This is a genomic window from Erwinia sp. B116, assembly GCF_002865965.1.
Lineage (GTDB): Bacteria > Pseudomonadota > Gammaproteobacteria > Enterobacterales > Enterobacteriaceae > Erwinia.
Window position 1 is genome coordinate 1 of the sequence record NZ_JRZZ01000018.1, and the last position, 16,579, is coordinate 16,579.

The 16,579-nt window shown below is 60.6% G+C and carries 14 protein-coding genes; 3 read left to right on the plus strand and 11 right to left on the minus strand.

Annotated elements, in window-relative coordinates; translation table 11 throughout:
- From NV64_RS13480 to pmbA, 8 genes are all read right to left on the minus strand, one after another.
- Positions 1-277: DUF4312 family protein (locus tag NV64_RS13480; RefSeq protein ID WP_101506105.1), on the minus strand; the 277-nt coding region annotated here is incomplete at its 3' end.
- Positions 274-636: an SFCGS family glycine-rich protein gene (locus NV64_RS13485; RefSeq protein WP_056235504.1), complete on the minus strand. Its 363-nt coding sequence runs from the start codon at positions 634-636 to the stop codon at positions 274-276. The genes NV64_RS13480 and NV64_RS13485, both read right to left, overlap by 4 nt.
- A gap of 50 nt (positions 637-686) precedes the next feature.
- The gene (locus tag NV64_RS24085) at positions 687-1,025 is read right to left on the minus strand and encodes a glycine dehydrogenase (protein WP_056235503.1); all 339 of its coding nucleotides are present in this window, start codon (positions 1,023-1,025) and stop codon (positions 687-689) included.
- A 346-nt stretch (positions 1,026-1,371) separates the two neighbouring features.
- Positions 1,372-1,758 carry a cytochrome b562 gene (gene cybC / locus NV64_RS13495; RefSeq protein WP_056235499.1) on the minus strand — a complete coding sequence of 129 codons (387 nt, stop codon included), beginning with the start codon at positions 1,756-1,758 and terminating at the stop codon, positions 1,372-1,374.
- A 203-nt stretch (positions 1,759-1,961) separates the two neighbouring features.
- Positions 1,962-3,221: an MFS transporter gene (locus NV64_RS13500; protein WP_056235496.1), complete on the minus strand. Its 1,260-nt coding sequence runs from the start codon at positions 3,219-3,221 to the stop codon at positions 1,962-1,964.
- 81 nt (positions 3,222-3,302) lie between these two features.
- A complete protein-coding gene (locus NV64_RS13505) occupies positions 3,303-5,432 on the minus strand; it encodes an alpha-galactosidase (protein WP_101506107.1) in 2,130 nt (709 codons plus the stop codon).
- A gap of 176 nt (positions 5,433-5,608) precedes the next feature.
- Positions 5,609-6,619 (minus strand): substrate-binding domain-containing protein, encoded by a 1,011-nt coding sequence (locus NV64_RS13510; protein ID WP_056235490.1) that lies wholly within the window; start codon positions 6,617-6,619, stop codon positions 5,609-5,611.
- A 94-nt stretch (positions 6,620-6,713) separates the two neighbouring features.
- On the minus strand, positions 6,714-8,054 hold the full coding sequence (gene pmbA / locus NV64_RS13515; RefSeq protein WP_101506108.1) for a metalloprotease PmbA: 1,341 nt from the start codon (positions 8,052-8,054) through the stop codon (positions 6,714-6,716).
- 150 nt (positions 8,055-8,204) lie between these two features.
- Here pmbA and yjgA point away from each other — a divergent pair, with 150 nt between their 5' ends.
- Positions 8,205-8,750: a ribosome biogenesis factor YjgA gene (gene yjgA / locus NV64_RS13520; protein WP_056235483.1), complete on the plus strand. Its 546-nt coding sequence runs from the start codon at positions 8,205-8,207 to the stop codon at positions 8,748-8,750.
- A 134-nt stretch (positions 8,751-8,884) separates the two neighbouring features.
- Here the strand turns inward: yjgA and mpl are convergent, their stop codons facing one another.
- On the minus strand, positions 8,885-10,240 hold the full coding sequence (gene mpl, locus NV64_RS13525) for a UDP-N-acetylmuramate:L-alanyl-gamma-D-glutamyl-meso-diaminopimelate ligase (protein WP_056235480.1): 1,356 nt from the start codon (positions 10,238-10,240) through the stop codon (positions 8,885-8,887).
- Positions 10,241-10,407: 167 nt separating this feature from the next.
- Between mpl and fbp the strand changes: the two genes are divergently transcribed.
- The gene (gene fbp / locus NV64_RS13530) at positions 10,408-11,406 is read left to right on the plus strand and encodes a class 1 fructose-bisphosphatase (protein WP_056235478.1); all 999 of its coding nucleotides are present in this window, start codon (positions 10,408-10,410) and stop codon (positions 11,404-11,406) included.
- A 170-nt stretch (positions 11,407-11,576) separates the two neighbouring features.
- Here the strand turns inward: fbp and NV64_RS13535 are convergent, their stop codons facing one another.
- The gene (locus NV64_RS13535; protein WP_101506109.1) at positions 11,577-13,133 is read right to left on the minus strand and encodes a methyl-accepting chemotaxis protein; all 1,557 of its coding nucleotides are present in this window, start codon (positions 13,131-13,133) and stop codon (positions 11,577-11,579) included.
- A 409-nt stretch (positions 13,134-13,542) separates the two neighbouring features.
- Here NV64_RS13535 and ppa point away from each other — a divergent pair, with 409 nt between their 5' ends.
- The gene (gene ppa / locus NV64_RS13540) at positions 13,543-14,073 is read left to right on the plus strand and encodes an inorganic diphosphatase (protein ID WP_056235473.1); all 531 of its coding nucleotides are present in this window, start codon (positions 13,543-13,545) and stop codon (positions 14,071-14,073) included.
- Positions 14,074-14,128: 55 nt separating this feature from the next.
- On the opposite strand, the gene NV64_RS13545 is transcribed toward ppa, so the two are convergent.
- Positions 14,129-16,579, minus strand: coding sequence for a fimbria/pilus outer membrane usher protein (locus NV64_RS13545; protein WP_146005489.1), 2,451 nt, complete (start codon positions 16,577-16,579; stop codon positions 14,129-14,131).

Genomic DNA, 16,579 nt, shown 5'->3' on the forward strand with positions numbered 1-16,579 from the left:
CCTGGGCGGTATCGATGGCGGTGACGCTGACTTCAACCGCCAGCTCAACGCGGTAATGCCGCCGTTCGCGCGGCAGAAAGAAGAACAGAAACTTTTCGGTGCGCACCTGCAGCTGCGCGCTCAGCACCTGCACGTCCAGCGGCTCGATGCGCAACAGCACCTTTGCGCTCGACTGCAGCAGCTGCGGCTGCACGCGGCTCAGGGCGTCGGCAAAGGCTTTATCACTGCTGGCCCCCTTGCCGCTGACGTTCACCGTGGTGGTGAAATGTTCCTTCATCCGCCGTACTTCTTCAGCCACGCCTGCACCAGACGCTCGCCCAGCTCTTCTTTATCCATAAAGCCGAAGCCGAGCACCGTAGCCCCCTCGTTAATGGCGGTAACGCCCTCATCGATCGAGCGCATGCCGTGCTTCGCCTTGTAGCCATATTTATTCTGCGCGGTAATTGCCCCCGCGCCGCCGCTGCCGCAGAACGAGATGCCGAAGCTGGCATTCTCCGCCTTCATCACGTCGCCCAGCTTCATATCCGCCGCCACGCCGGGCACCACCACCGCGCGCCCGCCCGCTTTTTCGATGCCGGCGGCCACTTTCTGCCCTTTACCCAGACGATCGCCGATCACTACCGTAATTTGTGACATATTTTGCCCCTTGTCCGACTGTCCGCCTGAGCCGTTGCTCAGGCAGAGGATTAATGTTCTGTGGCGACTTCGATATGTACCGACAGCAGCCAGGCCTCTTCCACCGGCAGGTTGCCGAACAGATCCACCACCTGCTGCGCCAGCGCCATTGAGGCGGGAGAGATCTCGTCAAACAGCTCGGCCTCCACCTCCGGCAGCGCTTCGCCGGTCACCGAGCGCAGCGCCATCGCCTTAACGTGCGAGGTCAGCATCTGCAGCTGAACGGCGTCAGGTTGAATGCCTGCCGCGGCATACAGCCGGCTGATTTGCGCCAGTACCCGCTCTGCCAGCTGTCGGATGGCCCGATCCTGCCCGGCGATAGCCTCTGCCGGCTGCGTTCCATTACTCACGGTGTTCCCCTTGCTGTGGCTGTTACCGCAGAGTACGCAGCCGGACGGCGGCTGTTGAGAACCACTTTTTCCACTTTGAAACGGAAATCCGTCAGACGGGCGGGCGCAGGATCGCAAAACGCGACGAAACCGCCCATGCGCACGGCTGGTGCCGTCAGCTGAAGAAGCGCCTGAAGCTGAAGGTGGCTGAGTCTGGGACGGGGACCGAAAATACGCAGACAGCGCTGAACCTGTGGTGAATCCGCTGCTTTTTCTGAAAAGTGGTGGGTAATGCGTTTGCTGAGAAATAAAACGGGCCCTTAACGGGCCCGGAGAGACAGGGTGATGCTGCGTAGTGCTCTGCGGATTAACGGAACTGCTTATGGCCTTCGTTGCGGATCGCATCGAAGCCTTTGGCCTGCTCCTTCGCACCCGCCAGGTCACCGGCGTTAGCCAGCCTGAGGCTGGCGTCGATCCTGCCAATCAGCTGGTCAAGCAGGCCGTGGTACTGCTTAACCTGCTCGCTGTCCGCCGCCTGCCCCTGCAGCTTGTCCGGCGTCTGGGTTTTGGCATCGGTGGCCGCGGCGCGCATATCGGTCAGCGCGCGCACCATCTCCGCTTTATCATCGGTTTTCTGCACGGTACGGGAAGCGCCTTTCAGCACGTCCATATCGGCAGACAGGTCCTGCGCCAGGGCAGCGACGCTGGTAAATAACAGGGTGGAGCTCAACATTGCAATCAGTAATTTACGCATCAGTTCAGTCCTTAGCGCCCCTCATCCTGCGCGGGCAACGCCGCGGCAGCCGGGGACTGTTATGGGAACAAAAAAGGCGGCCGGTTAAGCGGCCGCCTTCATCATATCCCTAAAAACTGCAGGGTCGAACGGGGATTGTGTTGCTGGCTGAGAAAAGTTCTGCTGCCGTCACAGACTTCCCGGGCGCCAGCGTCAGCCGGCGGTCAGGCGGTGCTGCCCAGCGCCACCCTGCCGCGTGCGCCGCCGGACAAGGTAAAGGCCGAGATTACCGTGAAGGTCAGGGCAATCAGACCGAGGATCATATAGGTCTGACTGAAGCCGATGCGGTCATACAGGTTCCCCGCCGCCGACGAGAGGAAAATCGACATCAGCTGCTTGGAGAACTGGAAGCCCACCAGGTAGATGGTGGCCGACAGCCGCGTATCAAAGGTGCCGGCGATATACTTGAACACGCCAATCAGCAGGAACGGCACCTCAAAGGCGTGCAGCATTTTCAGGATAATCACTTCCGCCACCGTGGTGGCGAACGCGGACCCGAGGATGCGCACCGACATGATGGTGCCGGCCACCAGCAGCGCGTTCTTCGCGCCGATGCGGTTAATAATCCACGGCGACAGGAACATAATCAGCGCGTTAGCCAGTTCACCGCCGGTGGTGACGAAGCCGAACACCAGGTTACCCTGCTGCGGTGAGCTGAAGAAGGATTTAAAGAAGTTGGCGAACTGCTGATCGAACACGTCATAGATACAGGCCACGCCGACCACGTACAGCACCAGCAGCCAGAATTTACGCTGTCTGAACAGGCCGGTCACCAGGCCAAAGTTAAACGCGGGGGCGTTGGCGCCCAGCGCGTCGATCACCGTGCTTGACTGACGGGTCTCCGTTTTCGCCAGCAGCAGCAGCACCGCCAGCAGGATCGCCGCACCGGAGCCCATCCAGAACACGATGTCCGGATCCACGCTGAACAGGATGCCGGCGGTCGAAGCGCAAATCCCCCAGCCGAAGCAGCCAAACATGCGCGCTTTGCCGTACTCAAAGGCGCTGTGGCGGCTGACTCTTTCCACGTAGGCCTCAATCGCCCCGGCCCCGGCGCTGAAGGAGAAGCCGATATACAGCCCCCCCAGCAGCGCGCCGAGCAGGATGTTGAGCTTCAGCAGGGGGGCAAAGACGTAGAGGAAGAACGGCGCGAAAAACAGCAGCAGCAGGGTGATCACCCACAGCAGATGTTTGCGCACCCCGAGCTTGTCGGAGAGTACCCCGAGCACCGGCTGGAACAGGATGGCAAACAGCGACAGGCTGGAGAAAACGATGCCGGTGTCGGTCTTGTTCAGGCCGATCACCTCATGCAGCCAGATCGGCAGGAACGGGAAGCAGGTTGCCATGATAAAGAAGTAGAGGAAGAAGAACGCGCCAAAGATCCAGAAGTTGCGGTTATTTTTGTAGTAGCAAGAGGTCGTAGCCATGTGGGTTTGTCCGCGAAAAGAGTTCTGCTGTTCTGAACGACCGCTATAGCGGCCGTTCAGCGTCGGTGCATCTGCGCGCTGCTACCGGACCTGAGTCAGTCCGATCAACAGCGCACTTTCCGGTGCAATCACCGGTAGTGCCAGGCCGGCCTGCATCAGCCAGGCGCCGGACACCACCCGCGGTTCGCGCAGCCAGGCGGGCAGGTCGCGCATGGCACCGCCCCCCTCGCGCACGGTTTTAATCTCAGGTGCGTCCAGCAGGCGCACCTCGTAGTGCGCCTCGGGCAGCAGCCCCGGGAAACAGAGGTTGCCGGCCAGCGAGTAACGCAGCATGCGCAGCTGCGCCAGCATAAACACCGCCTGCGAACCGTCCTGGCTGACCACCCCGTTCACCTGCACAGAATCGTCGGGCATATCCACCCGCCAGCTGATGCCGCCGTGCAGCAGCGGCCGCAGCGTTTTATGCAGCTGGATATAGTGGCGATAGCCCTCCAGCTCCTCGTCATCGGCCTTCACCGGATCCAGCTCGATGCCCATATGGCCGAACAGCGCCGTCAGCCCGCGGAAGCCGATGCTGTGCTGACGCTGGGTGGCGTGGCAGCGGCGGTGGCCGATATGCTGGCCCATCACCTCCGGCGGGAAGAAGTAGCTCATGCCGCGCTGGATGGTCTGCCGCTCCAGCGCGTCGTTGTTGTCGGACACCCAGAAGCGCGGCGTACGCGCCAGCACGCCGTAGTCCACGCGCCCGCCGCCCGAGGCGCAGGACTCGAACTCCACCTGCGGGAAACGCTGGTTGAGCGTATCCAGCAGCCGGTAAAACTGCTTCGTCTGCGCATCGGCCGCCAGCCGTCCCTGATGGCCCGGCTGCACCAGCTCACGGTTCATATCCCACTTCACGTAGGCGATCGGATGGCTGCCCAGTAGCCAGCTCAGGCGCTCCAGCAGATACTCAAACACCTCGGGATTGCTGAGGTCGAGGACGTACTGATAGCGGCCGGTCGGCTGCTGATAGCCCGGCAGCTGCAGCACCCAGTCGGGATGCGCGCGGAACAGATCGGAGTCCGGGTTGATCATCTCCGGCTCAACCCAGATGCCGAACGCCATACCGAGCCGCCGGACGTGGTCGATTACCGGCATCAGCCCCGCCGGATATTTTTTCTCATCGAGATACCAGTCGCCGAGGCCGGCCTGGTCGTGGTCACGGCCGCGGAACCAGCCGTCGTCGATGATAAAGCGCTCGACGCCGATCGCGGCGGCACGGCTTGCCATCTGCATGATGTATTCCGGATCGTGATCGAAGTAGATGCCTTCCCACGTATTGAGGTGCACCGGACGGGTGGCACCGGCGGAAAAGGGGATCCGCGCCTGGCGCAGCCACGCGTGAAACGCCTGGCTCATACCGTTCAGGCCGTTGGCAGAGCGGGTGGCACAGACCCACGGCGTGGAGAACTCCGCCCCCTCTTCCAGCACGATCTCTCCCGGCAGGTAGAGCGCTTCCGCCTGCACCACGCGGCGGCCATCGGTTTTGATGTCGGCACGCAGGCGGTGGTTGCCGCTCCAGGCGAGGTGAACGCCCCAGACTTCGCCGCGCTGCTCGCTGAAGCCCGTATCGCCCAGCACAAAGCCCGGGAAGTATTCGTGGGAGCTGCGCCCGCGGCGGCTCTCCTGGATAAAGCCGCCGTGCGCCAGGTTAACGCGGTGGGTGTGGAACTCCCTGAGCCAGCGGCCGTGGAAGGCCATCACCTCGGCAGCGCGCTCCGGCACCGGCAGCGTTACGGCCAGGCGGTGCAGCTGCCACGGCAGGGCGTGCAGGTTTTTCAGCGTGTGGCGCACCTGCAGCACGCCGGTGTCGGCGTCGAGACGCAGCTCGCTGGTTAAGCGCAGCCCGGCCTGCGGGTCTTCAGCGGTGACGGTCAGCAGGTCACCGGTCAGCGCCACCGCGCTGGTGGTAAAAATGGGTGCGGCGTCCAGCCCCTCGCGGTGCCCCTCAATGCCGGGGGAGCCAAACTGGCCGCGCCCGTACTCCATCGCCAGCGTCAGCGGCAGGTCGACGTCCAGCCTGCCGTTGGCAATCGGGCGCTGCAGCGCCTGCACGTCCTCGGCGGAGAAGCATGCCAGCGTCGGTCCCCAGTAGACTATTTCGGCGTAAGGTCGGCAGCGCACCACCAGATCGCTGGTGGCGCTGCGCAGTCGTACAATATCGTTATTCATATCTGGCCCCTGTGTCATTGATGAGGCCATAGTTGATCTTAAACGTTTAAGTGATCAACTTAAACGTTTAAGAAATGTGATTGCGTTAAAAAAAACGCCATTACTGGCGTAAAGCGTTAATCAGGGTATATCACGCTGAAACAGGGGAGTTCAGGCGTTAAACGGCGGGGAAAAGCTCAGCCTGTGCAGGGAAAGGTGGTGATCCCCTGGCGCAGCACCGGCTGCCACAGCACCTGGATCGACCCGGCCGGTTCACCGGCGATCAGCGCCAGGGTCATGCGTGCAATCTGCGCACCAATCTCCTCGCGCGTCGACTGCACCACGGCGGTGGCGTCAATATTATTCAGCGAGTCGTCCGGCAGGCCGTCATAGATAACCAGCGCGATCGCATCCGGCCCGGTCAGCCTTCCCGCTTCGCGCAGGGCGGCCACCGCCCCTTCGCCCTGAATATTGCCGTCGGTGAGGATCGCCGTCGGCGGGGAGTGCTGCGCCAGCAGCTCCAGCGTGGCGCGGTAGCCGGCGCGGCGCGTGGCGTCCACCGCGCGGAACCCGACGTCAGGCGACAGCCCGTGGCGCTGCAGCGCATCACGGTAGCCGGCACGGCGCTGCAGGATAAACGCCTGCTCACGGTCTTCGCTGAGCATGGCAATGCGCCGGTGCCCAAGGGCGATCAGATGCTCGGTGGCCATGCAGGCCCCCTGCTGGTTATCGAAGTCAAACCAGGCGTAAGGCTGCGGCAGCTGGCTGCGTCCGAGCGCCAGAAACGGCAGGTTTTTCTGCTGCAGCAGCGTCAGGCGCGGATCATGCTCCAGGGTATGGGCGACGATCAGCGCATCGATCCGCCGGCTGTCCAGCAGGCGCATAAACGACTGCCCCTGATCGTGACGATCGTCGGTGATCAGCAGTAAATCCACGCCGCTGGCCGCCAGATGGTGGCCGATCGCCCCCACCATGGCAAAGAAGTAGTCGTTGCTCAGCGAGGAGGCGTAAGGATAGACCAGCCCCACCGCGTCGCTCTTGCCCTTTTTCAGCCGCTGGGCGTTGGTGTTGGGCTGGTAGCCAATCCGCGCCGCTTCGGCCTGGATCAGCCTGCGCGTCTCTTCCGAGATATCGCTGTGGCCGTTCAGCGCCCGGCTCACCGCCGCGATCGACAGCCCAAGATTTTGCGAGATAACCTTCAGAGACATAATGTTTTACCGAATAAAGGGCGCGCATCGCCGCGTTGAACAGGGCGGCCAGCTGAGTGAGTGGCCGCCCTGCGCGCGATGGCAGACGGGCAGACTACTGACCGGCGATTTTCATCTCCGGCAGCAGGACAGAGCCACACTGGATATTGCTGCGGGTTTCGATATCGCTGCCGATGGTCACCATATTGCGCCACATATCGCGCAGGTTGCCGGCGATGGTCACTTCGCTGACCGGGTACTGGATTTCACCATTTTCCACCCAGAAGCCGGACGCGCCGCGCGAATAGTCGCCGGTCAGCCCGCTGATCGCCGAGCCCATCAGCTCGGTGACCACCAGGCCGGTGCCCAGCTGCTTCAGCAGCTGTTCAAAGCTGTGGCCCTGGCCGGCAATGCGCCAGTTGTGGATGCCGCCGGCGTGGCCGGTGGTCTGCAGCCCCAGCTTGCGCGCCGAATAGCTGGTCATCAGCCAGGTCTGCAGCACGCCGTCTTTGACGATGTCACGCGCCGTGGTGCGCACGCCTTCGCTGTCGAACGGCGTCGACGCCAGCCCTTTCAGCAGGTGCGGCTGCTCTTCAATGGTCAGCCATTCCGGCAGGATCTGCTGGCCCATCGAGTCGAGCAGGAAGGTCGATTTACGGTAAACGCTGCCGCCGCTGATCGCGCCGACCAGATGGCCAAACAGCCCGGTGGCCACTTCCGCCGCGAACAGCACCGGCGCTTTCATGGTCGACAGCTTGCGCGGGGACAACCTTGACAGGGTGCGGCGCGCGCACTCTTCCCCGACCCACTCCGGCGACCTGAGGTCTTCAATGGCGCGGCCAATGGTGTAGGCGTAATCACGCTCCATATCGCCGTTATGTTCGGCGATCACGCAGCTGGAGAGCGAGTGGCGGCTGGAGCAGTAGCTCTGCAGCATCCCGTGGCTGTTGCCGAACACTTTGATGCCGACGTGGCTGTTAAAGCTGCCGCCTTCGGTGTTGGTGATGCGCGTATCCGCCTTCAGCGACGCCTCTTCCGCGCGGGCGGCCAGTTCGATCGCCCGATCGGCGTCGATCTCCGTCGGATGGAACAGATCGAGATCCGGTGCGTCGAAGGCCAGCAGATCGCGATCCGCCACGCCGGCGTAAGGATCGGCCGAGGTGTAGCGGGCAATGTCGATCGCCGCCTGCACGGTACGTTTGATCGCCTCGGGGCTGAGATCGGTGGACGATGCGCTGCCCTTGCGGTTTTGATGATAAACGGTGATGCCCAGCGCGCCATCGCTGTTGAACTCAACGTTTTCCACTTCGCTGTAGCGGGTGCTGACGCTGATGCCGGTGGTTTTACTGACCGCGACTTCGGCACCGTCAGAGCCGGCCTGCGCCAGCTCCAGCGCGGTGGCCACCGCCTGTTCAAGGATCTTACGCTGTTCTGCAACCTGTGAGAGTAATTTCATTGGCCTGCCATATAATTAACAGTGCGATTTCAACGCTGAGCAAACCGCGACTGGGTGATAACGATTGATTTGAGTCTAACAGACTCAGAGAACAATTTCGCAGTAGCGGCGTAACCTGATAGCATTAGCCTCTTTTTCAGGAGCCTAACCATGACCAAGCAGCCCGACGACTGGCTCGATGACGTACCCGATAACGAAGAACAAGAAGACGACGAGATTATCTGGGTCAGTAAAAGTGAAATTAAACGTGATGCCGAAGAGCTGAAACGCCTCGGCGGAGAGATGGTAGATCTGGGAAGCAACTCCCTGGATAAACTGCCGCTGGATGACGATCTGCGTACCGCCATTGAGCTGGCGCAGAAAATCAAAAAAGAGGGCCGTCGCCGCCAGATGCAGCTGATCGGTAAGATGCTGCGCTCGCGCGACGTTGAGCCGATCCGTACCGCGCTGGACAAGCTGAAGAACCGCCACAACCAGCAGGTGTCGCTGTTCCACAAGCTGGAAGTGCTGCGCGATCGCCTGGTAGAACAGGGTGATGACGCGGTGGCTGAGGTGCTGAACCTCTACCCGGACGCCGACCGCCAGCAGCTGCGTGCGATGATCCGCAACGCGCAGAAAGAGAAAGCGGCCAACAAGCCGCCGAAAGCCTACCGTCAGATCTTCCAGTATCTGCGCGAGCTGGCCGAAGCACAGTAGTCCTGCCCTTGCGGCAACGGGCGGTGATAAACCGGTACGCCTGACGCTATCTTCATAGCCATTCAGCGTCGGTTTATCACTGCTCCTGCCGGGCTGTGGGTGGCTCAGCCCGGCAGGATTGAGCCCGCTCCCCCCTACTTCGCCAGCCTGTCCAGCAGCTTCTGATGAATACCGCCAAAGCCGCCGTTGCTCATCACCAGAATGGTGTCGCCCGGCTGGGCTTTTCTGGCAATCATCTCCACCAGCGCATCAATATCCGCACTCCAGTGGGCCGGCTGCACGCAGGCTTCTGCCACCTCAGACACCTGCCATGGAATGTGGTGCGGCTGGAACAGGAACACTTCGTCGGCGCGCCCGAGCGACGGGGCCAGATCGACCTTATTCACGCCCATCTTCATGGTATTGGAGCGCGGCTCCAGTACCGCCAGGATACGCGCGGTGCCGCCAACTTTGCTGCGCAGCGCCGCCAGCGTGGCCAGAATGGCGGTCGGGTGGTGGGCAAAGTCATCATAGACCTTGATGCCTTTGCTTTCGCCGCGCAGTTCCAGCCGGCGACGGGCGTTGATAAAGCTGTCCAGCGCCCGGCCGGCGTCTTCCGGCTTCACGCCAACGTGACGGGCGGCGGCAATCGCCATCAGCCCGTTATGCATGTTGTGTTCACCCACCAGCGACCAGTTCACTTCGGCCACCCGCTCCCCCGCCAGCCACACTTCCCAGCGTGAGGCGTCTGCGTTGAGCTTTTTCGCCTGCCACTGGCCGTGTTCACCTGCCAGCTCCTGCTCGCTCCAGCAGCCCATCGCCAGCACCTGTTTCAGGTTCGTGTCGCTCTCCGGCAGGATGATTTTGCCCTGCCCGGGCACGATGCGCACCAGATGATGGAACTGCTTCTGGATCGCCCGCAGGTCGTCAAAGATATCGGCGTGATCGAACTCAAGGTTATTGAGGATCAGCGTACGCGGCGCGTAATGCACAAACTTGGAACGTTTGTCGAAGAACGCACAGTCGTACTCATCGGCCTCGATCACAAAGAACGGGCTGTTGCCCAGCTGTGCCGACACGTCGAAGTTGCCCGGCACGCCACCGATAATGAAACCGGGTTCATAGCCGCACGACTGTAAAATCCATGCCGCCATCCCGGCGGTAGTGGTCTTACCATGGGTGCCGGCCACCGCGATAACCCAGCGGTCACGCAGCACAAAATCGTGCAGCCACTGCGGGCCGGAGAGGTACGGAATATTGCGTTCCAGCACCGCTTCCACGCAGGGATTACCGCGGGTCATCGCGTTGCCGATGATCACCAGGTCCGGTGCCGGATCGAGCTGGGATACATCAAAACCCTGAATTAAATCAATGCCCTGCTTTTCCAGCAGGGTGCTCATCGGCGGGTAAACATTGGCATCAGAGCCGGTGACGTCATGTCCCTGGGCACGCGCCAGCATCGCCAGACCGCCCATGAAGGTGCCGCAGATACCGAGGATGTGAATACGCATAAAAAGTCCGTTCCTTTAAAGTTCGCCGCACAGTGTACCGCTGCCATCGTGCGGAAGAAACGGATTTACCCTATGTTCTTTAGCGTTCAATCGGCTAAACTGCGTGCACATACGTAGGCACTCTGTTAACCAGGCTGCCACTCCTCCGCAGATTCAGGGATTGTGTTATGAAAACGTTGGGCGAATTCATCGTCGAGAAGCAACACGACTTTCCACATGCTACCGGTGAACTGACCGCTTTAATCTCCGCAATTAAGCTGGGCGCTAAGATCATCCACCGCGATATCAACAAAGCCGGCCTGATTGATATTCTCGGCGCCAGCGGCGCAGAGAACGTGCAGGGTGAACAGCAGATGAAGCTGGACCTCTACGCTAATGAAAAGCTGAAGGCGGCACTGAAGGCGCGCGGCATCGTTGCCGGCATCGCGTCTGAAGAAGAAGATGAGATCGTGATGTTTGAAGGTGTGGAAAACGGCAAGTACGTGGTGCTGATGGACCCGCTCGACGGCTCTTCGAATATCGACGTAAACGTTTCCGTTGGTACCATCTTCTCGATCTACCGCCGCATTACGCCGGTGGGCACGCCGGTCACGGAAGCCGATTTCCTGCAGCCGGGCAGCCAGCAGGTCGCCGCCGGTTACGTGGTGTACGGCTCATCCACCATGCTGGTTTACACCACCGGTAAGGGCGTACACGCCTTCACCTACGATCCGTCGCTGGGCGTATTCTGCCTGAGCGCCGAGAAGATGACCTTCCCGGAGAAGGGTTACACCTATTCGATCAACGAAGGCAACTACATCCGCTTCCCGCAGGGCGTGAAGAAATACCTGAAGTACTGCCAGGCGGAAGATGAGGCTACCCATCGCCCATATACCACCCGTTATATCGGCTCGCTGGTGGCAGACTTCCACCGCAACCTGCTGAAGGGCGGCATCTACCTCTACCCGAGCACCGCCAGCCACCCGAAAGGCAAGCTGCGCCTGCTGTATGAGTGCAACCCGATGGCCTTCCTCGCCGAGCAGGCGGGCGGTAAAGCCACCGACGGTAAAAACCGTATTCTCGATCTGCAGCCGTCCGCGCTGCACGAACGCTGCCCGTTCTTCACCGGCAACGAAGATATGGTCAATGACCTTGAGCGCTTCCTGCGCGAGTACCCGGACAACTGATTCCGGACGGGCGGCCTGCGGGTCGCCCGGCATCTTCCTGCCTGACCAACCACTACTGCCTGCTTAACCGACCAGCTGCCGGGCTCCTGCTTCCTGACATCGCTATCATCATGCATTACGCCCGATAAAGGCGATACGTCAGCTTCGCCTTTATCGGGCTACGGGACCTGTCAGGCCACCTTAAACACCGCCATGGTCTCTACCAGCTGACGCGCCTGCTCTTCCAGCGACTGGGTGGCCGCCGCCGCTTCTTCCACCAGCGCGGCGTTCTGCTGCGCCACCTCGTCCATCTGCGTTACCGCCTGATTGACCTGCTCAATGCCGTTACGCTGCTCGTCGGAGGCGCTGGAGATCTCCTTCATCAGCGTGGTCACCCGCATCACTTCGCTGGAGATCTCATCCATCGTCTCGCCGGCTTTGGTGGCCATGCTGTTGCCTTCGTTGACCCGCGCCTGTGAATCACCGATCAGCGTGCGGATCTCTTTGGCTGCGGTGGCGCTGCGCTGCGCCAGCGTGCGAACCTCATTGGCGACCACCGCAAAGCCCCGCCCCTGTTCACCGGCGCGTGCGGCCTCCACCGAGGCGTTCAACGCCAGGATATTGGTCTGGAAGGCAATGCCGTCAATCACTTCGAGAATGTCACCGATGCGCTGCGAGCTGTTGGTGATCTCGGCCATTTTTTCCATCACGTAGCACACTACTTCCGCGCCGCGGTCGGCTGTATCAGAGACCGAACGCGCCAGCTGGTGAGCCTGACGGGCATTCTCGGCGTTCTGCTGCACGGTGGCGGTGAGCTGCTCCATGCTGGCGGCGGTCTCTTCCAGCGAAGCGGCCGACTCTTCGGTACGCTGCGACAGGTTGAGGTTGCCGGCGGCCAGTTCGCGGCTGCCGACGTCAATCTGCAGGCTGGCGTCACGCACCTGGCTGACCGAGTTCAGCAGCGACTGCTGCATGCTCGCCAGCGCGGCGTTCAACCGGCCCAGTTCGTTTTTACCGCCGGCGGGCAGCGGCTGGGTGAGATCGCCGTCGGCGACATATTCCAGGTGTTCAATCGCCCGATCCAGCGGTTGCAGCAGCAGCGCACGCAGCAGCCACCAGGACAGCGCCACCAGCAGCAGGGTCAGCACGCCGCTTACCGCGATCAGCAGCGTCATCAGCCGCTGGTTATGCGCAGCCTGCGCCAGCTGCTGCGCGCTGACCTCGTCTGCGTAGACGTCAAAATCGGCCACCGTGTTGGCAAATGTCACCGCCAGATCGGAGATGTTTCCCTCCAGCAGCGCGTAGTAGCTACCGATGTCCTCTTTTTGCAGTGCGGCGACCAGCGGGGCGATACCGGTATCAAAATAGACCGCATAGCTGGCGGCGATGGCCTCCGCCAGCTTTTTACCGTGAGCGGTCACAGTCCCGGCCTCAATAAATTTCTGCATCTCTTGCTGCGACTTTTCCGCATAGCTGGCGGTGCGTTTGACCGTAGCGGCATAACGATCGTGGCGACCGATCTCCAGCTCCCGTATCGCCTGTGCGGCCGTAGCGCGCGTGCGCAGCAGGGTGCCGTTGGTAATGTAGAGCGCGTTAAGTTCTACCCCCTGAATGCGCTGAATGGCGTCCAGTGATTTGTTGCCTTTGTGAATGGCGGTGATGCCCATTACGCTGACCAGCAGCAGCAGCAGCGTCATGGTGGCCAGTAACACTAACAGCCCGGTGCGGATTGAGATTTTTTTTAGCATGATTATTTTCCCGATTGGTGAGTCTGGTTATTCCTGGTACTAAAAACGACGCAGTTATCGGCAATAAACCAACTTAACTTTATAACTTATGATGATTCTTGAAGGTTAACATACAGATCACATGGACTTCATTGATAAAAAACATGGAAAAATAAGCAAATAGAATTAAATATCGCGATTAACCGTAGAATGATCATCACGTAAAACAACAAATAAAATTAATACTTTATGATTAAGCTAAATCCACTCGTCACCTGAGGCGCTCTGCCGCGTGGTCAGCACAGCCACTGTGCTGACGGGCGCTGACTGACTCAGGAGAGTCTGAAAGGCAGATAAAAGGGGAGTGCAACAGAGGGAGAGATGGCTATAATAGCCGCCACTCAACCTGCAACGATTGAAGGAATTCATCATGAGCCTGAACCACGTGCCAGCTGGCAAAGATCTGCCAGACGATATCTATGTTGTTATCGAGATCCCGGCTAACGCCTCACCGATCAAATACGAAGTCGACAAAGAGACGGGCGCACTGTTCGTTGACCGCTTTATGGCGACGGCGATGTTCTACCCGGCCAACTATGGCTACATCAACAATACCCTGTCGCTGGATGGGGACCCGGTTGACGTGCTGGTGCCAACCCCGTACCCGCTGCAGCCAGGTTCAGTGATCCGCTGCCGTCCGGTGGGCGTGCTGAAGATGACCGACGAGTCAGGCGAAGATGCCAAGGTTGTTGCAGTGCCACACAGCAAGCTGAGCAAAGAGTACGATCACATTAAAGATGTGAACGACCTGCCTGAGCTGCTGCGCGGCCAGATCACCCACTTCTTCGAGCAGTACAAAGCGCTGGAAAAAGGCAAATGGGTGAAGGTTGACGGCTGGGAAGGCGTGGACGCGGCGAAAGCCGAAATCGTCTCTTCCTTCGAGCGTGCTGCGAAGAAATAAGTGCCCGGCGGGCGCCCCGGTGCCCGCGTTAAGGCATTCGCGTCAGGGCTGAGGTTTACCCGGCCCTGACCGCCGCACCGGTTGGTTCCCCACCACCGGGCAGCAGCAGGCAAACCCCGCTGACCTGCTGATAAGGCGCATCGTTTTCTCCCTCATCGTTCAGCTGATAATCCACGCGACAGCGGCGGTTTTCTCCGTTAATCGCGATTTCCAGCGTTCCCTTCACGGGTGAATTCTCCAGATAGATCGTGCCATCATCCAGTACCGTGGTGATGATATTTTGCCGATCGTCCCGTACCAGCCCGCCACGGGGTACGGGTCTGCCGTCCGGCAGACGCAGCGTCAGCAGTACCCGCCGGCTGGTCAGTATGTTGTAGCGGATTCGTTTCACCGACCCGCGCGCCATTGCCAGGCGGTGATGCCCGTTCCCCACGTCACTGTTTTTAGGCAGGCTTTCCGTATCAAGATCGAACATCGCGGGGTGCCAGGCAGGAATATCCGCTGCCAGCGCCAGGCCACGCCAGTCGGTCCAGCTGGTGCCACCGGGGGTACGAACAGCCACGCCCGCCAGCCGTTCGCTCAACTCAATCATGCCGAAAGTCTGCCCGACCGGCTGGGGGGAGAACAGCAGATGGCTGCCGACCAGCGCCATGCCACCGCTGCCGCTGAGCGAGACATTTCCCGCCTGTTCGCTGTTCATGCTGGCGGCCAGCGCCATGCGCGTATAGTGCAGGTTGGCGGAAACGCTCCCCTGAACGGACTGCATGCGCGCCTGCATATCCCGGCCGGACGAGAGGTAATAGGTGCCGTTTTTCCCCAGCGCACCGTCGATCTGCGCACCCAACTGCCCACCGCTGCCTGAGCGGCGATAATAGCTGCTGAAATTCTGCCCGCCGAGCGGCAGGCTGAAGTTGACCGAGAGCTGCCGGTTACTGCTGTTGCCGCGGTTGCGGGAGACGTTAACCGACAGCATGGCCTTTCTGAAGGGGAGGCTCCATGACAGCATATCGTAACGGGAAATACCGTTATCCCCGAAGCGACTGCTGGCAGAGTAGCTGTAAGAGAAGTAGCCTGCCGACGGGCTGTTCCAGCCAGCCGAGAGCCTGTACTGCAGATTGTCGTTTTCATATCGCTCAGCAAGGCGGGCGCTGGCCGTGGCGAGGGATACAAATCCTGGCGTATTTTTACTGACGCTGGCATTGAAGGAGAGCGAGGACGTCAGGCTGTAGCTGCCTGACAGCGACAGCTGCATGCTGCTGGTATGCTGCTGCCTGTCATTCGCCGCAACAATTTGCGCGGCCAGCTGCGCCCCCTGTAGCACCGGCCCGGCCAGCGAGGCCCCCAGTGACTGATACATTTTCGTTAACAGCAGCCCGCTTTGCAGCGACAGGCGACGAACCTGCCAGTTCTGATTCAGAGTTAGCAGTGCCGGGACGCCGCTCCCCGACTCCCCGGCCTGGTTCAGCCGCCCGGCGGCGATTGACAGCCCCCGGTTTCCGGAAGGGTTAACCCGCATCGCGCTGGCGGGCACGGTGAAACGCTGCTGATGGCCATCGGTTTCCAGCACCGTGACGTCCAGGTCGCCGTTCAGATTGTGCAGTGGAATGCCGTTTAAATGAAACGGCCCCGCAGGCACCAGCGTGCTGAACACCAGTGCGCCATACTGACGGACCTCAACCCGGGCCTGCGAGGTGCCGGCAATGCCCTCAATGCTGCCGCTTTCGCTGCTGTCCTTTTCCAGCCCCCGATCCGGAATGACCTGGATACCGTCAATCTCTCCCAGCGAGAACAGCGTATTGCTGACGCCGATTTGCCCAAACTGAATCCGCTTGCGCCAGCCGGGAACGGGGCGTTCGGCATACAGCGTTCCCCGGTTAATATTTACCTTTCCCCGATCTTCATTCAACTGCTGACGGCCACGCAGCATCCAGTTGGCCATATTGATGCCATCTTCCAGCATCAGGTAGCTGTAGCGGCTCTGCCTGCCGCGCACGCGGCTGACGCCGCTGTAATAGTTATAGTTAAGCAGCGCGCCATGCCCCCCCATCTCCCCACTGTACTGTGGCTCATCCGCCAGCGCCTGCTGCGGTACCACAATACTGAGCGCCAGCTTTTGCGGGTCGGCTTTGAGGTTAAAACCGGGCTGCTGCGACAAATCAATACAGCCTGGATCAGCCAGCTGTGCGGGTTGCTTCAGCCCAAGCTGGTCAATTAAGTCGGGGGTAAAACAGATCTGCCCCTGTCGGCCAGTCATCACCCGCTGCGAACTTTTCAGCTCTCCGTTCACGCTGATATCCAGCAGGTTTTCACCCGCAGGCAAAGCGTTCGCCTGATTGAGGGAGCTGAGAATGTCAGGATCGATCCCACGGGCTCGCAGGATCTGCGCGGCTCTGGACTGTTTTTTTTCGTTTTCATCTGCAGCAACCTTTGCCGACAACAGCAGGCTCGCGACCAACAGCATCAGCTGACCGAGTCGCTTAAGCTGCCGGCATTGCAGGGCAGGCAT

What these genes read in the sequence shown, in the direction of transcription:
- NV64_RS13485 (WP_056235504.1), bottom strand. Translation starts at nt 636, where the DNA reads ATGTCACAAATTACGGTAGTGATCGGCGATCGTCTGGGTAAAGGGCAG.
- cybC (WP_056235499.1), bottom strand. Translation starts at nt 1,758, where the DNA reads ATGCGTAAATTACTGATTGCAATGTTGAGCTCCACCCTGTTATTTACC.
- NV64_RS13500 (WP_056235496.1), bottom strand. Translation starts at nt 3,221, where the DNA reads ATGGCTACGACCTCTTGCTACTACAAAAATAACCGCAACTTCTGGATC.
- NV64_RS13505 (WP_101506107.1), bottom strand. Translation starts at nt 5,432, where the DNA reads ATGAATAACGATATTGTACGACTGCGCAGCGCCACCAGCGATCTGGTG.
- NV64_RS13510 (WP_056235490.1), bottom strand. Translation starts at nt 6,619, where the DNA reads ATGTCTCTGAAGGTTATCTCGCAAAATCTTGGGCTGTCGATCGCGGCG.
- pmbA (WP_101506108.1), bottom strand. Translation starts at nt 8,054, where the DNA reads ATGAAATTACTCTCACAGGTTGCAGAACAGCGTAAGATCCTTGAACAG.
- yjgA (WP_056235483.1), top strand. Translation starts at nt 8,205, where the DNA reads ATGACCAAGCAGCCCGACGACTGGCTCGATGACGTACCCGATAACGAA.
- mpl (WP_056235480.1), bottom strand. Translation starts at nt 10,240, where the DNA reads ATGCGTATTCACATCCTCGGTATCTGCGGCACCTTCATGGGCGGTCTG.
- fbp (WP_056235478.1), top strand. Translation starts at nt 10,408, where the DNA reads ATGAAAACGTTGGGCGAATTCATCGTCGAGAAGCAACACGACTTTCCA.
- NV64_RS13535 (WP_101506109.1), bottom strand. Translation starts at nt 13,133, where the DNA reads ATGCTAAAAAAAATCTCAATCCGCACCGGGCTGTTAGTGTTACTGGCC.
- ppa (WP_056235473.1), top strand. Translation starts at nt 13,543, where the DNA reads ATGAGCCTGAACCACGTGCCAGCTGGCAAAGATCTGCCAGACGATATC.
- NV64_RS13545 (WP_146005489.1), bottom strand. Translation starts at nt 16,579, where the DNA reads ATGCCTGCCCTGCAATGCCGGCAGCTTAAGCGACTCGGTCAGCTGATG.